The sequence below is a fragment of the Aequorivita xiaoshiensis genome (assembly GCF_022008395.1).
GTDB classification, from domain to species: domain Bacteria; phylum Bacteroidota; class Bacteroidia; order Flavobacteriales; family Flavobacteriaceae; genus Aequorivita; species Aequorivita xiaoshiensis.
The window spans coordinates 121,859-141,232 of record NZ_JAIRBB010000002.1 but is presented as its reverse complement, the minus strand read 5'-3'; the positions used below and the strand labels follow the sequence as shown (position 1 = coordinate 141,232).

The 19,374-nt window shown below is 34.5% G+C and carries 19 protein-coding genes; 2 read left to right on the top strand and 17 right to left on the bottom strand.

Translation table 11 applies throughout. From position 1 onward, the window contains the following. The first annotated feature begins 101 nt into the window (after positions 1-101). Positions 102-920: a 3-methyl-2-oxobutanoate hydroxymethyltransferase gene (gene panB / locus K8344_RS03925; RefSeq protein ID WP_237606967.1), complete on the top strand. Its 819-nt coding sequence runs from the start codon at positions 102-104 to the stop codon at positions 918-920. A 63-nt stretch (positions 921-983) separates the two neighbouring features. Here panB and K8344_RS03920 read toward each other — a convergent pair whose 3' ends face one another. From K8344_RS03920 to corA, 3 genes are all read right to left on the bottom strand, one after another. Continuing rightward, complete coding sequence (locus K8344_RS03920) at positions 984-2,537, bottom strand: DEAD/DEAH box helicase (RefSeq protein ID WP_237606966.1); 1,554 nt, start codon at positions 2,535-2,537, stop codon at positions 984-986. A gap of 176 nt (positions 2,538-2,713) precedes the next feature. After that, entirely contained in the window at positions 2,714-3,238 is a 525-nt protein-coding gene (gene msrA / locus K8344_RS03915) for a peptide-methionine (S)-S-oxide reductase MsrA (RefSeq protein ID WP_237606965.1), read from the bottom strand. 61 nt (positions 3,239-3,299) lie between these two features. Continuing rightward, positions 3,300-4,385, bottom strand: a complete 1,086-nt coding sequence (corA, locus tag K8344_RS03910; protein ID WP_237606964.1) for a magnesium/cobalt transporter CorA — start codon at positions 4,383-4,385, stop codon at positions 3,300-3,302. A gap of 246 nt (positions 4,386-4,631) precedes the next feature. Between corA and K8344_RS03905 the strand changes: the two genes are divergently transcribed. Then, positions 4,632-6,359, top strand: a complete 1,728-nt coding sequence (locus tag K8344_RS03905) for a sodium:solute symporter family protein (RefSeq protein WP_237606963.1) — start codon at positions 4,632-4,634, stop codon at positions 6,357-6,359. Positions 6,360-6,414: 55 nt separating this feature from the next. On the opposite strand, the gene K8344_RS03900 is transcribed toward K8344_RS03905, so the two are convergent. The 14 genes from K8344_RS03900 to K8344_RS03835 all read right to left on the bottom strand — a co-directional run bounded on the left by K8344_RS03900 (position 6,415) and on the right by K8344_RS03835 (position 19,254). Next, entirely contained in the window at positions 6,415-6,786 is a 372-nt protein-coding gene (locus K8344_RS03900; protein WP_237607536.1) for a VOC family protein, read from the bottom strand. 187 nt (positions 6,787-6,973) lie between these two features. Next, a complete protein-coding gene (locus K8344_RS03895; protein ID WP_237606962.1) occupies positions 6,974-7,336 on the bottom strand; it encodes a DUF2200 domain-containing protein in 363 nt (120 codons plus the stop codon). 14 nt (positions 7,337-7,350) lie between these two features. Continuing rightward, the gene (locus tag K8344_RS03890; protein ID WP_237606961.1) at positions 7,351-7,614 is read right to left on the bottom strand and encodes a hypothetical protein; all 264 of its coding nucleotides are present in this window, start codon (positions 7,612-7,614) and stop codon (positions 7,351-7,353) included. Positions 7,615-7,842: 228 nt separating this feature from the next. Continuing rightward, a complete protein-coding gene (locus K8344_RS03885; protein ID WP_237606960.1) occupies positions 7,843-8,658 on the bottom strand; it encodes a prohibitin family protein in 816 nt (271 codons plus the stop codon). Between the two features lie 20 nt (positions 8,659-8,678). Further along, complete coding sequence (locus K8344_RS03880; protein ID WP_237606959.1) at positions 8,679-10,712, bottom strand: vWA domain-containing protein; 2,034 nt, start codon at positions 10,710-10,712, stop codon at positions 8,679-8,681. Between the two features lie 60 nt (positions 10,713-10,772). Further along, complete coding sequence (gene fabG, locus K8344_RS03875; protein ID WP_237606958.1) at positions 10,773-11,519, bottom strand: 3-oxoacyl-[acyl-carrier-protein] reductase; 747 nt, start codon at positions 11,517-11,519, stop codon at positions 10,773-10,775. Positions 11,520-11,681: 162 nt separating this feature from the next. Continuing rightward, a complete protein-coding gene (sucD, locus tag K8344_RS03870) occupies positions 11,682-12,554 on the bottom strand; it encodes a succinate--CoA ligase subunit alpha (protein ID WP_139854542.1) in 873 nt (290 codons plus the stop codon). A 109-nt stretch (positions 12,555-12,663) separates the two neighbouring features. Next, the gene (locus K8344_RS03865; RefSeq protein WP_139854541.1) at positions 12,664-13,077 is read right to left on the bottom strand and encodes a nuclear transport factor 2 family protein; all 414 of its coding nucleotides are present in this window, start codon (positions 13,075-13,077) and stop codon (positions 12,664-12,666) included. Then, positions 13,074-14,012, bottom strand: coding sequence for a UDP-3-O-(3-hydroxymyristoyl)glucosamine N-acyltransferase (locus K8344_RS03860; RefSeq protein WP_237606957.1), 939 nt, complete (start codon positions 14,010-14,012; stop codon positions 13,074-13,076). The genes K8344_RS03865 and K8344_RS03860 overlap by 4 nt, the downstream gene beginning before the upstream one ends. Positions 14,013-14,071: 59 nt before the next feature. Continuing rightward, positions 14,072-14,638, bottom strand: coding sequence for an elongation factor P (efp, locus tag K8344_RS03855; RefSeq protein WP_139854538.1), 567 nt, complete (start codon positions 14,636-14,638; stop codon positions 14,072-14,074). A gap of 40 nt (positions 14,639-14,678) precedes the next feature. Then, complete coding sequence (lpxA, locus tag K8344_RS03850) at positions 14,679-15,464, bottom strand: acyl-ACP--UDP-N-acetylglucosamine O-acyltransferase (protein ID WP_139854537.1); 786 nt, start codon at positions 15,462-15,464, stop codon at positions 14,679-14,681. Continuing rightward, positions 15,465-16,871, bottom strand: a complete 1,407-nt coding sequence (locus tag K8344_RS03845) for a bifunctional UDP-3-O-[3-hydroxymyristoyl] N-acetylglucosamine deacetylase/3-hydroxyacyl-ACP dehydratase (RefSeq protein WP_179951768.1) — start codon at positions 16,869-16,871, stop codon at positions 15,465-15,467. Continuing rightward, the gene (gene lpxD / locus K8344_RS03840; RefSeq protein WP_237606956.1) at positions 16,864-17,889 is read right to left on the bottom strand and encodes a UDP-3-O-(3-hydroxymyristoyl)glucosamine N-acyltransferase; all 1,026 of its coding nucleotides are present in this window, start codon (positions 17,887-17,889) and stop codon (positions 16,864-16,866) included. The genes K8344_RS03845 and lpxD overlap by 8 nt, the downstream gene beginning before the upstream one ends. Positions 17,890-18,009: 120 nt before the next feature. Next, entirely contained in the window at positions 18,010-19,254 is a 1,245-nt protein-coding gene (locus tag K8344_RS03835; protein ID WP_237606955.1) for an HD domain-containing protein, read from the bottom strand. Between the last annotated feature and the right edge of the window lie 120 nt (positions 19,255-19,374).

Below are 19,374 nucleotides of genomic sequence, written 5' to 3'. Positions count from 1 at the left end.
TATTTATAATTGATATTAAAACTCAATAGAATTATCAAATCCAAAATTCAAGTTTCTAATGTCGTAATTTATTACTTTTACCATTCAATTTCAATATAACTATGAGTATAGCTAAAAAAGAATACAAACGCATTACCACCAAAACTTTGGTGGATATGAAAAAGAAAGGTGAAAAGATTTCGATGCTAACTGCATACGATTTTACCATGGCCAAAATTGTAGATAGTGCAGGAATAGACGTAATTTTAGTTGGTGATTCTGCTAGTAATGTGATGGCTGGCCACGAAACCACCCTACCAATCACCTTAGATCAAATGATATATCACGCAGCTTCAGTAGTTCGCGCTATCGAACGCAGCTTAGTAGTTGTAGATTTACCATTTGGAAGCTATCAAAGCGACCCAAAAGAAGCGCTTCGCTCTGCCATTAGAATCATGAAAGAAAGTGGCGGACACGCCGTTAAGCTTGAAGGTGGAAAAGAAATAAAAGAATCGGTAAAACGAATCTTAAACGCAGGTATTCCTGTTATGGGACACCTAGGGTTAACACCACAATCAATTTATAAATTTGGAACGTACACTGTACGTGCTAAAGAAGAGGAAGAAGCCGATAAATTAATTGAAGACGCTCTTTTATTGGAAAGAATTGGATGCTTTGCAATTGTTTTAGAAAAAGTTCCAGCTAAGCTAGCACAGCAAGTAGCCGAAAAAATTAGTATTCCAGTTATTGGAATTGGAGCCGGAAACGGCGTTGATGGACAAGTTCTAGTGCTTCACGATATGATTGGAATGACTCACGAATTTAATCCTCGTTTCCTTAGACGTTATTTAGATTTGTATACTGATATGAAAAATGCATTTACTCAGTATAGCAGAGACGTAAAGAGCGGCGATTTCCCTAATGAAAGTGAACAATATTAAGTCTAAAAATTAAAACTCTGAATTCTAATATAATTTTTAGACTTCAGAGTTTTAATTTACTTCTTACTCTTCGGGTGCGTATCCGTGAATTTCTTCAAAAATTTCATCAAAATTCTCTCGAAGATAATTTCTAAATTTTAATCGGTAATCTTCTTTTAGCCAACTAATGAAGTTACCTGTACTCTTACTAATACACTGCGCATATTTTTCAATGCGATGATCGATATCATCTCCTAACATTTTCGCTAAAGCCAGTGCGTCGTAAACATCTTCACTATTTTCTACACAAATTCGCGCGTGTTGTTCAATAGATCTTTCTAAAATTACCTTACTAGACTCGCCTTTTGCTACAGAGTCTTGATAGGTTTGTTTGATATCGAAATAAACATTCTCACTCTTCGCAAACTCATTGCGTACCTCTTCTGGCATTTCGTAACGGAAGTTACTTTCCAATTCCTCATCGCTTACTAAGCGATCCATAAAGAAGTCAGGTGAATTGAATATAGCCTGCCAATCTAAAGGTGCCTCCCACGGTCCAAATCGCTGAAAATTGTTACCAAGGTCGATAACCGAGAACTTAGTTTTATTATTCCACATACGCGAACCACGACCAATCATCTGAAAGTAAAGCGTTAAAGAACGTGTCGCTCTATTAAGAATAATTGTATCTATCGATGGTTCATCAAATCCTGTAGTTAAAATACTTACAGATGTAAGGATAGCATCTGGTGTTTCACGGAACCAATTTAAAATCTGTTTTCGCTGTTTTTTTGTAGCTGTATTATCTAAGTGCATTACAGGCAAACCTTCTGCTTTTAAATGATAATACACTTGGATAGATGTGTTAATACCGTTGTTGAAAATTAACGTTTTCTTACCGCTGGAATGCGTTCTATACGCCTCTAGTAAACGGTCAAGCATATTCACTCCAGAATAAAGATCGTCTGATGATTTTACAGTATAATCACCATTAGAACCAATCTCCAAAGACGTTAGCCCCATATTGTATTGAAAAACTTCAATTTGAGCTAGAAACTCATTATCAATTAACGATTGAATACTTTCTCCAACAATTAGTTCTTGATAGTTATCCTTCATAGGAAGGTTTCTATTAGAACTTAATGGAGTTGCTGTAACCCCAAGGATAAATGATTTTTCAAAGAATTTAAAAAGTTTTGTAAATGAGTTATAGTGAGCCTCATCAATAATAACTAATCCAATATCGGAAATATCAAGTTTGTCATCATTCAAACGGTTATTTAGAGTTTCAACCATCGCCACAAAGCAACTGTATTTTGCTTGATCGGAAAGATTAGCTGTACTATTAACAACTTTGTTTACAACACCAAAACTTGTAAGCATTTCAGAAGTTTGCTTACAAAGCTCCACTCGGTGAGTCATCACCAAAACTTTTTTATTGTGAAGTTTAAGATATTGACGGACAATTTCAGAAAAGATAACTGTTTTACCTCCACCTGTTGGCAATTGATACAACAAGTGATAATCGTCGGGAGCGGTTTCAAACTTTTCAAAAATTTGATCTATCGCCCCTTTTTGATAGCTATATAGCTCCTTATCAGTCTTTTTTTCTTTTAATGCGTCTGTTACCTCCATCATAAATTCTACCTTTTTTAGAAGGTGCAAAATTACGTCCTTTTTTCACAATGCAAAATAATATATTCTGACGCTTGAATTTTTAACGAATAATAGCAAAAAAAAGAGTAACTAAACACTCTAACCCTCAGTGTTTAAAAGAATTTTAAGTATTCAAATTTAAAATTAGATTTTTAATTCTATTTGAGCTTATCACTGTGCATTTTACGTAACCTTGCCAATTTTGGAGAAATTACCGCTGTACAATATCCAGCAGTTGGATTGTCTGCATAATAATCTTGGTGATCCTCTTCAGCTTCATAAAATGTTTGTAACGGACTTATTTCTGTTACAATGGGGTTCGTATAATAAGGCGACATCTCCTTCACTATAGTTTCTGAAATTTCTTTTTGAGCTTCGTTGTGATAATAAATTACCGAACGATATTGGGTCCCTACATCTGCTCCCTGACGATTTAGAGTTGTTGGATCGTGACTCGTCATAAAAATTACTATCAAATCTTGGTACGAAATTACTTTAGGATCGAAACGAACTTGAACAACTTCAGCGTGACCTGTTAAACCTGAGCACACTTCACGATAGGTTGGTCTGCCGGGAACAGTTCCTCCAGTATAACCCGAAACAACTTTTTCTACTCCTTTCACTTGATCAAACACGGCTTCAATACACCAAAAGCATCCACCGCCAACTGTCATTAATTCCATTGTATAGTTCTTATAATTTTATAAAAATATTTTTAAAATTTCATCGAATTAGATTGGCCAATTATATCCACTTTTTTCTTTTGAAATACCAAAGTAAACCCAGAAAAACAAGAATCATTAACCCCCAAATGTAATAATACCCATATCTAAGATGAAGTTCAGGCATATGATCAAAATTCATTCCGTAGATACCTGCCAAAAAGGTAAGTGGAATAAATATAGAAGCCATAATCGTCAAGACCTTCATAACTTCATTCATCTTGTTACTGATAGTAGTCATATACATATCCATCAAACTCCAAATCATCTCACGGTAAATTTCCACGCTTTCATTAACTTGAATAATATGGTCGTATAGATCGCGAATATATTTATTGGTACGCTCTTCAATAATAGTATAATCTATTTTTTCTAATCTATTTACAACTTCTCGCAAAGGAACTACTGCTTTTCTAATTTTTAATATTTCCTTTTTTAGTTGTTGAATCTCCTCTGCAATATCTGGATCCTCCTTTTTATCGAAGAGCTTATCCTCTAATAACTCTACTTTATTACTTAAGTATTCAATTACTGTAAAATAGTTATCGACAACTGCATCTAGAATAGCAAACATTAAGTAATCTGCTCCTACCCCACGAATCCTACCTTTGTCGTGTTCTAAGCGCTCCCTCAAATCGCTAAAAACATCTCCTTCGGCTTCTTGAAACGTCAAAACATAATCTTTTCCCATAATCATACTAATATGCTCATAATTCAATCTATCATTGTCGTAATGAAGCATTTTAAAAACGATAAAGAGATAGTCGTCATATTCATCAATTTTTGGTCGTTGATAAGTACTAACGATATCTTCTTGAATTAATGGATGCAGTTCAAAATGGGTACCTAGTTTAATAATATCATCAGCATTGCTAAGTCCGTTTACATTTATCCAAGTAATATTTGTTGAATCCTCATAATTAAAAGCCTCTTCAATGTTATTGGTTCTATAACGATGATAATGCTCTTTTGAATAATCTATAATATCAAGCTCTGTAACCGTGGTAGATTTTTTTCCTGTGTAGGCTACAGTGCCTGGCGATAGATTTTTAGCTCTTTTGGGCTTTATTTTAGTAGCTTTCGCTTTAATTCTACGTTTTGCCGTCATAAAAAATCAATTGTTTTTTTAAAGGTAGGAAATAGAATTTACAATTTTTAGCAAGGCATGGATAGTTCAAAAATGGTTTCAAGCCGTAAAACTTAATTTCCCTGCTATTTAATAAAAAAATGTTCCAAGTTGGTATGCTGTACTTTGTTAAAAAACTTGTGAATATTTAAGTTACGGAACTTTTAAAAAGCCTTTTAAAATAAGTACTTTAACCGAAGTTTAAAAACAACCAATTTCACCAAAATTATGCACCTTACCACCATCGATTGGATCGTTATAATTACATTTTTTATAATCTTTATTACTATTGGTCTAGTTGTAGCTAAAAAGGCTGGAAAAGATTCAAAATCATTTTTTCTTTCCGATAGAAATATGCCCTGGTGGCTTCTAGGGGTTAGTATGGTGGCAACCACGTTTGCTGCAGATACGCCTAATTTTGTTGCAGGGGTTATTCGTGAAGACGGCGTATTTGGAAACTGGATTTGGTGGAGTTTTTTACTTACCGGAATGCTAACGGTATTTTTCTATGCTAGATTATGGCGAAAAAGTGGAATTACAACCGATTTAGAGTTTTATGAATTGCGATATAGCGGAAAAAGCGCCGCCTTTTTAAGAGGTTTTAGAGCCATCTATTTAGGAGTTTTCTTCAATATTGTAATTATGGCGAACGTTTGTCTCGCAGCAATTAAAATTGGACACGTTATGTTCGGTTTATCTTCCTATGAAGTATTATTAATTGCTTCGCCGGTAGTAGTTATATACTCGGCCTTCGGGGGCTTAAAAGGAGTTTTACTTACAGATTTTGTACAGTTTATTGTCGCGATGGTTGGAAGTATTTGGGCTACCGTTTACATAGTAAACATGCCTGAAATTGGTGGGATAGATAAATTACTCGCTACTCCAACCGTAGCAGCAAAAACAGCAATGCTGCCAGACTTTTCTAAACCTGAGTTGTTTATTCCTTTACTTATAATTCCGCTAGCCGTGCAATGGTGGAGCGTATGGTATCCCGGGGCGGAGCCTGGTGGTGGTGGTTATATTGCCCAAAGAATGTTAGCCGCCAAAGATGAAAAAAACGCAACCTATGCTACCCTATTTTTTAATATCGCACATTACGCGCTAAGACCATGGCCGTGGATTATCATAGGTCTTGCATCCATCGTTATTTTTCCAAATATAGAAAGCCTACAAGCGGCCTTCCCAAATTTAGATCCTGATTTTGTAAAAAATGACCTTTCTTATCCCGCAATGCTCACCTTCTTACCAGCTGGTTTATTAGGAATTGTAGTTACTTCGATAATAGCAGCTTTTATGAGCACCATTTCAACACATTTAAACTGGGGTAGCTCCTATGTTGTAAATGATTTTTATGTACGCTTTCTTCGAAAAAAAGCTACTGATAAAGAACAAGTTGCTGCAGGTAGAATTTCTACTGTAGTTATGATGATTTTCGCCGGCTTATTAGCCCTAGTATTAGAAGAAGCTCGTGATGGTTTCAACTTATTACTTTCAATTGGAGCAGGTACTGGATTGTTATTTATTTTAAGATGGTTTTGGAGTAGAATAAACCCTTATAGTGAAATTGCCGCTATGCTAATTTCATTTTTAATCGCTGCTTTTTTCTTTGTTAATGGAAAAATGGACACACCACTGATTGAAATGGCTGGTCATTGGCAATTAGTCCTTGGGGTTGTAATAACTACAATTGGATGGGTACTTGTAACGCTGTTGACAAAACCGTCAAATGCTGAAACACTAAATAGCTTTAATAGTCTAATTTTTGGAAATGAATCCAAGTTTAAAGGATTTGGAATGAAAATTTTAGGCTTTTTTGCAGGGGTTGTAGGTGTTTACTGTACATTATTTGCCATCGGGAATTTTATTTATAGCAAAACTATTTTAGCCTTTAGCCTTACTACTGTAGCTCTAATTTGCGGACTGGTAGTTGTAAAATCTTTTCAGAAAACGGAATAAACTATATAATAAAGACCTTCTAAATTAGAAGGTCTTTTTTATCCAATTAGTCAATCTATCGATGTTGGTCTATTAGAATAATATTTCCATCAGGATCTGTAAGAGTTATACTTGCGGGGCCAGACGTATTCTCATCTGCTTCTGTAGAGAGTGCTACCCCACTCTGTTTAAGGCTTTTTTGAATTTCCCTTACATCATCAAAGTTTTCCAAATTCTGTGCATTTTCATCCCAACCTGGGTTAAAGGTTAAAATATTGCCTTCAAACATTCCTTGAAAAATGCCGATTAGTGCATTTCCATTTTTCATTATGAGGTAATTGTGTTCCATACTTCCACCAAAAACTTTAAATCCTAAGTTTTCGTAAAATTGTTTTGACACTTTTAAGTCTTTTACATTCAGACTTACTGAAAATGCGCCTAATTTCATATCGTTATTTTTCATATTGTTAATATTAGTTAGCGTGAAATTTTCCTCCTCTGGAAGATTTGCAAATACATTATTGATATATAATCCAATCGCAAATGCTAACAGAACTGTTAATATTGATAAACCTATTTTTTTATTTTTCATAAGCGAGTTTTGAAAGAGTTTAATTAACTGTTAATGAAATTTATTACCTTCTAAGTATTTTTTCCATTTTACGACCTTTTGCCAACTCGTCTACCAATTTATCTAGGTAACGCACTTGTCTTGTTAATGGATTATCAAGTTCTTCTATGCGATATCCACAAATCACTCCTTTGATGAGAGTGGCATTAGGATTAAGATTAGCTTTATTAAAGAAGGTTTCGAAAGTTGCTTTTTCATCAATCAGTTTCTTTAAATCCTTCTCATTGAACCCTGTAAGCCACTCGATTACTTGATGTAATTCTTCTATTGTTCTTTCTTTCTTTTCTACTTTTGTGATATAATGTGGGTACACCGAAGCGAAAGTCATTTTGGCTATACGTTCGTTATGTTCTGTGGTGGTTTTCATATCGTTTTGATAGTTTACTGTTTTGCTATCTTTTTACTTATCCAAATCCCTATAAGGTAAAACAAAAATAAATACCCTATAAGTAATACGCTTCCAATAATCCATCCAATTACTCCTAAAGTAAAGCCGAAGCTAAAAAAGTATGTTTGAAAACTCCCGATAGGATCAAAAGCTACTGTAAGGTTTGATGGCTTAGAAAATAAATCTACCAAGAGGATAAACAGGATGATTCCTATTATCAAGCTAATTATACCGAAAGTTATTTTCGTGTTTTTCATATTCTCTTACATTTATAGGGATAACCTTGGTAAGCATAATTCAAAATTAGGAAAACAATGTTAGTTATATCGATGTTTATAACCCTTTCTGAAATTGTTCCATAAAAAAACCTTCCACATGGGAAGGTTTTAAATATTACATTCGATAGATTTCCATTTAGCTACTACCTGAGCTTTAATACCTTATCCATTGCAAGCTAAGTAGAATGTATCGGTCTGAAATTGGTTTTAGTTATTCCCTAAAATTAGAGGTAAACCACTATCTCCAGAACCAACAATCACAACTTTAGCATTTGGTGATTGTGAGAGTTTTAAAGTTGCATCAATTCCTTTATCTTGAAGTACCTTGTCTGTTAACGAAGCACTTAAAATTGCATTTGCGTCTGCTTTACCTTGTGCTTCAATTCTCACTTTTTCAGCTTCTTTAGTCGCTTTTTCCAAACGGAATTCGTACTCTAAAGATTCTTGTTCTTGACGAAGTTTACGCTCAATAGCATCTTTAATTGCCGGTGGAAGGGTAACATCACGAACCAATACTTCATTTAATTGAATGTATTGTTTGTCTAAAATTTTCTTAGTTTCTTCAAAAATCTCCTCTTGAATTGCATCCCTTTTACTAGAATAAAGTTGTTCAGGAGTATAGCGTCCTACAACACTTCTTGCCGCACTTCTTATTGCTGGCTGAATTACACGTTGTAAATAGTTTTCTCCCTTCTCTTGGTGCAATTTTGCTATGTCGTTGCTCTCTGGTTGATACCATGCAGAAGCATCTAGCTTTATTTCTAGTCCGTTACTTGAAAGAACTTGCATTTTTTCACTTAACTCTTGTTGACGTACTTCATATATAAAAACCTTGTTCCAAGGTGCTATAATATGAAAACCTTCACCTAATGGTGGTTTGTCGGTTACCACACCATTTCCAAATGTTTGGTATAAAACTCCTGCATGACCAGAGCTAATAGTGACAGATGATTTTGAAATTAAAATAATAAACAATACAATTCCTACTATTACAGGTATTGTTAACTTGGGAAGTTTTTCCATTTTTAAAAGTGTTAGGGTTTTTATATAAGTCCGTTATATTTCCTGATAAACCATTCTGAAACGAGCGCTAGAACGATAAGTGCTAGAAGATATTTCCAATCTATCAAAGGTACTACTTTTTGTTCGCTTCTTTCAATGTTTTGGTAGTTTGTGTCGGCTATCAACAAATCTATCAATGCATCGCTCTGTGATGCGAAGTATGCTTTTCCACTAGTGTTTACGGCTACCCTATTCAATTTTGAAACATTTGCGTTTAAAAATTGTTGTTCTACATTAAAATCTAAAATAGTAAAATCTCCACTGCTTTTAATCGATTCGTCTGTAGTTGAAACTGTAAACTTATACTCACCAGCAGCAAGACTGTTTAAATCAACTTCAAAATAATTATTACGAAGCAACATTGGGAAAATCGTTAATTCGTCAGTTTCTGTGTTTCTTATCTTTATATTTAGTGAAGCACGATTGTCGAATACATAGTTTTTATCAAAATATTGGGCTGAGATTTTAATAGGGTTATTGTTGTAATAGAAAGTTTCAGAAGACACTTCTAGCCTAGTTCTCCGTTTATTTGATGCTAAATACTGAACAATATTCCCGATAAAATCATCAAATTCTTTAAAGCTATTAGTATTCACAAAGTTACGTGCTCTCCAACGCCAAAAGCCTTCACCATCCCAAATAGCATTGCGTTTACCATTTACTTCCATGGTAGCTAGCAGTGGATTGCCATTAGAAATTCCACTTACGGTTTGCCCTAACATTTCCTCATTTGCAACAGTTACAGACAAAGTTCCAAATTCAGTATACAAGGGTGGAAAATCGTAAAACCCTATATCGTCAAACGCAAATGTACCGTAATTGCTATTAACTTTTGCTTGAACATCTTCGGTTTGTGTAGATGCTTCTTTAATAAAATTGTTTTGAGCAACATTTAAAAAATGCCAATCGGTTTGCAATCCAGAAAATACCCAAGTGTTTTTGTTTAATTTTTCTATTTCAGAATATACTGTAGCAAAATTTCTATCTGGCTGATAGAGAATCACCAATTGATAATCGTTTAAAACCGTAACAGCTTCAAAAGGCTTTTTAAATGTAATGGTTCGGCGCTCGTTTGAAGTAATTGCCTTTTTAAGCGCACCCAAGTCTGGATGTGTTATATTACTAACTACCAAAACATTTGTTGCTTGGTCGATTACTTCTACAGCAAAATACTTACTGTTATTAGTTTTATTTTTTTCATCTGAAAGCGGAAAAATTTGTGCTGAATATTTTTGAAGTCCTACTGAATTTGCAGAAAGCGTAAAGTTTATTGTTTTTGAAGTTTCATTATTGGAAAACGAAACATTAGTTCGATATACAGAAGAAGCACCTTGATTAACGATAAATTCGGTATTTACAGGGGTTGGACCTGTGTAATTGACAATAACTTCAACTGGAAATTGGTTTTTTAAGAAAGCATAACGATTGGTATTTAATTGCGATATTTTCAAATCTATATGCTGTACAGAATCCCCAAGAATAACAGGATAAATAGGGTTTTTGCTTGTTGCAGAAGAAAATTCGTAATCACTCCCAAGTGTTTGATTTCCATCAGAAATAAGAATTATTGGAGCAACTTCATTTTTAAAAATTTCATTTGCTGAAGAGAGTGCTTTTGAAATATTGGTGTTTTTATCATCAAAAGTTAAGGACTCGATTTTCCTAAAATCACTTCCAAAAGAAAAATAAGAGAGATCAAATTTATTGTTTAACTCCTTGTTGTTTTTTATTTTTTCAAGTAATTCAGAAACGTTTTGCGATTGGTCTAACTCAGAAATAGATTCCGAATTATCAACTAATACAGGAAGTTTGGGTTTTTCGATGGTGTATGTTTCACTCTTAAATTTAGGATTAATTAATAAAAGTAAAATTGAAAATATTGAAATAAATCTAAGTGCGCCAAAAACCCAAGCCAATAATCCCTTTTGCTTAGACTTATAGCCATACATAAAAACCGCCAAAGCAATAGAAATTACTCCGGCGATTAAAATATAAAATATGGTTTCTGTGGTCACTAAATTAGTTTCAAGTTTATAAATTCAAGGTACTGATTTTTACCACCGAAAAGGATTATTTTAGGTAAGCATTCCTCCATCTACATTAAGAACTTGCCCTGTAACGTATGCTGATAAATCACTTGCTAAAAACACACAAGCATTGGCAACATCCTGTGGAGATCCACCACGTTTAAGTGGAATCATGTCTGCCCAACCCTTTATTGCATCCTCATTTAGGTTTTGCGTCATTTCAGTTTCGATAAAACCAGGCGCAATTGCGTTACAACGAATGTTACGTGATCCTAATTCGATAGCTACAGATTTTGTAAATCCTATTACCCCTGCTTTTGAGGCTGCATAATTTGTTTGACCTGCATTCCCTTTCACTCCTACAACCGAGCTCATATTGATAATAGAACCATGGCGTTGTTTAAGCATTGTACGTTGTACGGCCTTGGTCATATTGAAAACGGATTTTAGGTTTACTTCAATTACTTTATCAAAATCTTCCTCAGAGATTCTCATTAAAAGATTGTCTTTAGTAATCCCAGCATTGTTTATAAGAATATCAATACTTCCAAAGTCTTTTATAACTTCATCTACCAAGGCTTGAGCTTCAGTAAAAGAAGCGGCATCACTTTGATATGCTTTAGCTTTAACACCTAACTTGGTAACTTCATTGGCTAAATTATTTGCAGCTTCGGCTGAGGAGCTATAAGTGAAAGCCACATTTGCGCCGTGATTAGCAAATACTTCTACAATTCCTTTTCCAATTCCGCGGCTTCCGCCTGTAATAATTGCTGTTTTTCCTTCCAGTAATTTCATATTAAGGTCCGTTTTTATTTAATCTAATATACCTTCAAGATTATTTAAACCTTGCAAGATAACCGCGAGAGGCGGGTTTCAAATATAACAAAAGCTAGTGGCTTCACCATAAAAAAAGCCCTGTGAATTTCACAGAGCTTTTTAATATATATGTTGAAAAGATTAGCCTAAAACTTCTTTTACTTTCTTTCCAATTTCTGCTGGAGAATCTACAACATGCATTCCACATTCGCGCATTACTTTTTTCTTTGCTTGAGCAGTGTCATCACTACCTCCAACAATTGCACCAGCGTGTCCCATTGTACGTCCTGCAGGCGCTGTTTCACCAGCGATAAAACCAATAACTGGTTTTTTGCTTCCGCTTTCTTTATACCATTTTGCTGCATCAATTTCTAATTGACCACCAATTTCACCTATCATTACAACTGCTTCACTTTCTGGATCGTTAATAAGCAATTCTAAAGCTTCTTTTGTGGTAGTCCCAATAATTGGATCTCCACCAATACCGATTGCTGTAGTAATTCCTAAACCTTGTTTTACAACTTGATCTGCAGCTTCATAAGTAAGTGTTCCTGATTTTGAAACAATACCTACACTACCTTTTTTGAAAACGAAACCTGGCATAATACCAACTTTTGCCTCACCGGGAGTAATAACTCCTGGACAGTTAGGACCAATTAAACGACAATCTCTGTCTTTAATATAGTTTGAAGCAGTTATCATATCTTTTACTGGAATACCTTCAGTAATTGTGATAATTACTTTAATACCTGCATCAGCAGCTTCCATAATAGCGTCTGCAGCAAATGCAGGCGGCACAAAAATAATAGTGGTGTCGGCACCAGTTTCTTTTACAGCTTCTTCAACTGTATTGAATACCGGCTTATCAAGATGTTTTTGTCCACCTTTTCCTGGAGTTACTCCTCCAACAACATTAGTTCCGTATTCAATCATTTGTTCAGCGTGGAAAGTTCCTTCACTCCCAGTGAATCCTTGAACTATTATTTTTGAATCTTTATTTACTAAAACGCTCATTTTTAACTATTTTGTAATTGTTATATATAATTTAAATTCAAATAAACCTTTCGAATTTTATTCAGAATTCCTGCAAAGATACAGTTTTTGACAACGGATTTAAAAATTATTAAACCTTAACTTTTTGATAACTTTCGGTAGTGTCGTCATTTTCGGTAACAGGCTGACTAACTTGATATCCTTTGTAAATTTTATCGTCTTTAACTTCCCAAATCCCAATGAAATGAGCAATTCCTAACTCTTCATCTGGATTTTCCATAGTACGGATATAATACTTGTAACGTATTGTTACGTGTGGCCCGTCTGCTAAGAGATGACTAATTTCAATCCTTAAATCGTTATAAGAACGCTTAACCTCACCTAAGAAGTTTTTTAAGTCGTTATAACTTAAAATATTAAGACCATCAGCACTATTCCATATCAACTGTAAATCAGGATGGAAAAAGCGCTCTAAAATTGTTTCGTCTTTTAATAAATCGGAATTATAAAAATCCCTAACTATTTCTTTTGCTTTATTACTCATGGCAATTTATCCAGTTTTTTAATTATGTCTGGAATTAGCTTAACCATGGCCAATTCCTTATATTTTTTTCTAAATTCTTCTGCAGGTGAACCGAAATATGATTTATGTCCAGGAAGTGATTTACTAACACCACTTTGTGCAGATATTATTGCTTTTTCACCTACAGTCACCCCACTAGTAATAGCTGCTTGCCCCCAAAGTGTTACAAAATCTTCTACCAAAACACAGCCTGCTATACAAACTTGAGCAGCTATTAAACAGCGTTTACCAATAACAGTATCGTGTCCTACGTGAACTTGATTATCGAGCTTTGAGCCTTCCCCTATGGTTGTAGATGCTGTCACTCCTTTGTCTATAGTACATAGTGCGCCAAGATCTACATTGTCTTCTATTACAACATTTCCGCCACTTAATAATTTATCAAAGTTTTCTGGACGGTTTTTATAATAAAAAGCATCAGCACCTAAAACAGTACCCGCGTGAATCGTAACATTATTTCCAATTACAGTATTATCATAAATACTAACATTAGGATGAATTAAACAGTTTTTCCCAATCTTTACGTTGTTGCCAATAAATACATTGGGTTGAATCACTGTTCCCTCACCTATTTCAGCAGATTCTGAAATTAAACTGTTAGAACTAGTAAAAGGTTTAAAATAACGAGTAAGCTTGTTAAAGTCTCGAAAAGGATCGTCAGAAATTAATAGTGCTTTCCCTACAGGACAATCTACCTTTTTATTAATAAGTATAACTGTAGCCTGCGATTGTAGTGCTTTATCGTAGTACTTTGGGTGATCTACAAAAACAATATCTCCAGGCTGAACTACGTGAATCTCGTTCATTCCAAAAACTGGAAAATCAGGACTACCTACGTAATCAGAGCCGATAAGAATGGCTATATTTTCAAGAGTTTGTGGAGTTGGAAATTTCACTTTTAGTTAGCTATAGAATTAATGAATACTGTTTTTGAAGTTTAATAGATGAATAAAATTTATTCTTTCATTCTTTCTTGATACTGACCTTTTTCGGTATCGATTCTAATTTTATCTCCTTCGTTGATAAACAATGGAACATTAATTTCAGCTCCAGTTTCTACAATTGCTGGTTTAGTAGCGTTTGTAGCTGTATTTCCTTTTACACCTGGCTCTGTTGATGTTACTTCTAAAACAACATGCGCAGGCATTTCAACTGAAAGTGGCGCACCGTCTTCTGCATTTATAAGTACAGATACTACTTCTCCTTCTTTCATTAATTCTGGAGTATCAAGTATGCCTTTCATTAATTGAATTTGAGAATAATCCTCTGTATTCATAAAATGATACATTTCACCTTCACTGTATAAATATTGAAATTTATGAGTTTCAACACGAACATCATCAATTTTATGACCAGCTGAAAAAGTGTTATCAATGGTTTTACCTGTAGTTACACTTTTTAATTTAGTCCTTACGAATGCAGGGCCTTTTCCTGGTTTTACGTGAAGGAATTCTATAATCTTGTAAATATCGTTGTTATAACGAATGCAAAGTCCTTTTCTTATATCTGATGAAGTAGCCATTATTTATATTTATAGTTAATTGATTGTAATTTTGTTTGAATTAATTTGAATTGAAATATCCCTTCATAATTCCACGCTTGGAATTTTTAATAAACTGAAGGATTTCATCTCGTTCAGGAGTTGCCTCCATTTCAGCTTCAATAATTTCTGTAGCTTGGGAGGTGTTATAGTTTTTCTGATATAGAAGTCTATAAATATTCTGAATTTCGGTAATTTTTTCTGAAGTAAATCCTCTTCTTCTTAACCCAATCGAGTTTATACCCACATAACTAAGTGGTTCTCGAGCAGCTTTAACGTATGGTGGTACATCTTTTCGTACTAGGGAACCACCTGTAACAAATGCGTGATTACCAATCATACAAAACTGATGAACAGCAGTCATTCCTGCTAATACTACGTGATCGCCTACTGTAATATGCCCTGCAAGGGTACTGTTATTACTAAAAATACAGTTATCTCCAACGATGCAGTCGTGAGCAATGTGGCAATAAGCCATGATCCAACAGTTTTTACCGATTACGGTTTTTCCGCGATCTACTGTACCTCTATTGATTGTAACGTATTCTCTAATAGTAGTTCCGTCACCAATTTCGGCCGTTGTTTCTTCGTCTTTAAATTTCAAATCTTGAGGAACTGCAGAAATTACAGCACCTGGAAAAATATTACAGTTTTTACCAATACGTGCACCTTCCATAATAGTTACATTACTTCCAATCCAAGTTCCTTCGCCAATTACGACGTTATTATGGATTGTTGTGAAAGGTTCTATCACAACGTTTTTGGCAATTTTTGCGCCCGGATGGACGTATGCAAGTGGTTGGTTCATTTATAAATTTTTTGTTTTAACCATTTGAGCCATAAGCTCAGCTTCTGTAACTAATTTACCATTCGCATAAGCGTTTCCTTGCATATGTACAATTCCTCGGCGGATAGGGGTAATTAGTTCTAATTTAAATATAAGTGTATCTCCAGGATTAACCTGTTGTTTAAACTTTACATTGTTTATTTTCATAAAGAATGTAAGGTAGTTTTCAGGGTCTGGTACAGTGCTTAATGCTAAAATACCACCTGTTTGTGCCATAGCTTCAACAATTAAAACTCCTGGCATAACTGGTGCTCCTGGGAAGTGACCAACGAAGAAAGGTTCGTTCATAGTCACATTTTTAAGACCTACCACCCCTGTTTCGGTCATTTCCATAATTTTGTCAACCAATAAAAATGGTGGTCTATGTGGAAGCATAGCCATTATTTCATTTACATCTTTTACTGGTGGTTGGTTGATATCAAATTTAGGAACTTTATTTCGTCTTTCAATTTTAATTCTCTTTGAAAGCTTTTTAGCAAATTGTGTATTTACATGGTGGCCTGGCTTATTAGCTATAACCTTCCCGCGAATTCGAGTACCAATCAGCGCTAAATCACCAATAACATCTAACAACTTATGTCTAGCTGCTTCGTTTGGATAATGAAGCGTAAGGTTGTCTAGAATTCCATTTGGCTTAACCGAGATATTATCTTTCCCAAAAGCCTTGCGAAGCTTTTCCATAGTATTTGGAGAAAGCTCTTTATCTACATATACAATAGCATTGTTTAAATCACCACCTTTAATTAGGCCGTGTTCTAACAACATTTCAATTTCGTGAAGGAAACTAAAAGTTCGTGCATTTGCAATTTCGTCCTTAAAGTCTGAAATCTTTTTTAATGAAGCATTTTGAGTACCTAAAACCATAGTGCCAAAATCTACCATTGTAGTTACTTGGTATTCATCCGATGGCATAACTATAATTTCACTGCCTGATTCTTCATCTACATACGAAATAACTTCAGTTACGACATACTCATCTCTTTCAGCTTCTTGTTCTACAATTCCAGCTTTTTCAATAGCTTCAACAAAATACTTAGATGACCCGTCCATAATTGGCGGTTCTGAAGCGTTAAGCTCCATAATACAGTTATCAACCTCAAGTCCTACTAATGCAGCAAGAACGTGTTCTGAAGTTTGGATTTTTACACCTCGCTTTTCCAAATTGGTTCCGCGTTGCGTATTAACTACAAAATTGGCATCTGCTTCAATCTCAGGATGACCTTCCAAATCTATTCTTACAAAAGAATAGCCATGGTTTTCAGGTGCAGGTTTAAACGTAATTGTAACTTCCTTGCCAGTATGTAGGCCTACCCCAGTAAGAGATACCTCTTTACCAATGGTGCGTTGTTTTACCACACTTTTATTCATTATCAAGTTTTTTTTCCACTATATTAAACCTTTCCATTATTTTAGGAAGGTTTTTAAAATATACATAACTTTTATTAAAATCGCCATAATTTAATGCTGGAGAGCCTTGTAAGGTTTCATTGTCTTTTACATTTCTTCCTATACCACTCTGAGCTTGTATTTTTACATTGTCTCCAATTACAATATGCCCAGCTATTCCTACTTGGCCACCAATAATACAATTTTTTCCTATCTTGGTAGAACCTGCTACTCCAGTTTGAGCGGCTATAACGGTATTTTCTCCAATGGTAACATTATGAGCAATCTGAATTTGATTGTCTAACTTAACCCCTTTCTTAATTAATGTAGAACCTAATGTAGCGCGATCTATTGTCGTTCCTGGACCTACATCTACGTTGTCCTCTAAAATTACATTTCCAGTTTGAGGAACTTTTTTATATTCCCCTTTTTCATTTGGAGTAAAGCCAAAACCATCAGCACCAATAACAACGCCACTATTAATAACGCAGGACTCGCCTACTTTAGTTTCTGAATACAGTTTTGCACCAGTAAAAATCACAGTATTATCGCCAATAGACACATTGTCTCCTAAATATGAATTTGGATAGATTTTTACATTATTCCCAATCCTAACATTTTCACCTATATATGAAAAAGCGCCTAAATACAAGTTCTCTCCGTATTTGGCACTTTCTGAAATAAAAACAGGATTTTCAATACCCGTTTTATTCATCTTTACCTGATTATAATATTCTAGTAGTTTAGAAAATGCATTATAGGCATTTTCAACACGGATAAGCGTAGTTGAAATTTTATCGGTGGCAACAAAATCATTATTAACAATAGTTACCGAAGCCTTTGTTGAATATATAAAATGCGTATACTTAGGGTTTGCCAAAAAGGTTAAGCTTCCTTCACTACCTTCTTCAATCTTAGATAATTCAGAAACTTCTACACTGTCGTTTCCCTCTACGGTTCCGTCAAGTATTCCTGCTATTTGGGCTGCTGTAAATTTCATAATGCGAGTGGATTTTCTTCAACCGAATTTCGGAAAATAATCAACCGCAAATTAGCATTAATAAAATGATTTAAATATTGGTTGTTAATTTTCATTCCTGCAAAAATAGAAAAAAAGGGCTTAGTCTCTATAGCTATCAGTATTGTTTTTTGGATAACACATATAGTACTTAACCACAGACTTAGATAAAGCCTCTAAGTTTAGCTGATCACTAGCCTTTGCAACATCTATAATTTTTCCATTTTTCAACAATAGATTAATGGTTTCCTTTTCCATACTATAAGCCTGATTCTGTAGCGTACCGCTGAAAATAAAGTAAGCAGCTTCTTCTTCTGAAAGCTGATATTTATCCATCAACTTCTCTCTTTTACTTTTTACTTTTTTATCCAAATAAGGTTTCGGCTTAACTTTCACTTTTAATAAGTCGCGATTAAGTAGCATTGCAGATAAATTCTTTAATACAAAGTCGTCACTTTCCACCCAAACCTTCATTGCTGATACAATATCGTAATCATCTAACTTAGAAAACGTATCGAGCACCTCCTCCGAAAAACTATCTAAGGTTATGTTATTCTTTAAGAAAAACTGTAAGTTTTTACTAGCATGCAACTCAACTCCTTGTGCAGTAAGCTGTTTTGCACGTTTTAAAACTCTAACTAAAAGTTGTTCTGCTACTATCCCTGTTTTATGAAGATAAACCTGCCAATACATCAAACGCCTTGCTACAAGAAAATTTTCTACCGAATATATTCCTTTTTCATCTACAACTAAAGCATCGTTTTTTACATTCAACATTGCAATTAAACGTTGAGCATTTACAGTTCCCTCTGGAACTCCTGTAAAGAAACTATCGCGTTTTAAATAATCCAATCGGTCCATATCCAATTGGCCAGATACCAATTGATGGAAAAATTTACGAGTGTATTCATCTTTAAATATCTTAATAGCCAAAGCTAAACGATTATTAAACTCACTGTTTAAAGCTTCCATAAACAGTAGTGAAATATGCTCGTGACTCACACTTTCTACTATGCTGTTTTCCATAGCATGTGAAAAGGGACCGTGACCGATATCGTGTAAAAGTATAGCTATATACAAACCTTCTTCTTCCTTAGTGGAAATATCAACTCCTTTAGACTTGAGGGTTTGCACAGCTTTCTGCATTAAGAACATGGCACCTAATGCATGATGAAATCTAGTGTGATGGGCTCCTGGATATACAATATACGAAAAACCCATTTGTGAAATTCTGCGCAATCTTTGAAAGTATCTATGCTCTATCAAATCGAAAACCAATTTACTTGGTATGGTAATAAAACCATAGATAGGATCGTTTATAATCTTGAGTTTGGGAAAGGTTTTCAAACTTTAACTTTAAATTAATAGCTACAATATTCTTTTGACACAATTCGGGGCTATTTTTGAAGTGATTCTTCGCAAATTTGTGAGAATTATACCAAATTGATTTTAACAACACTCCTAGGC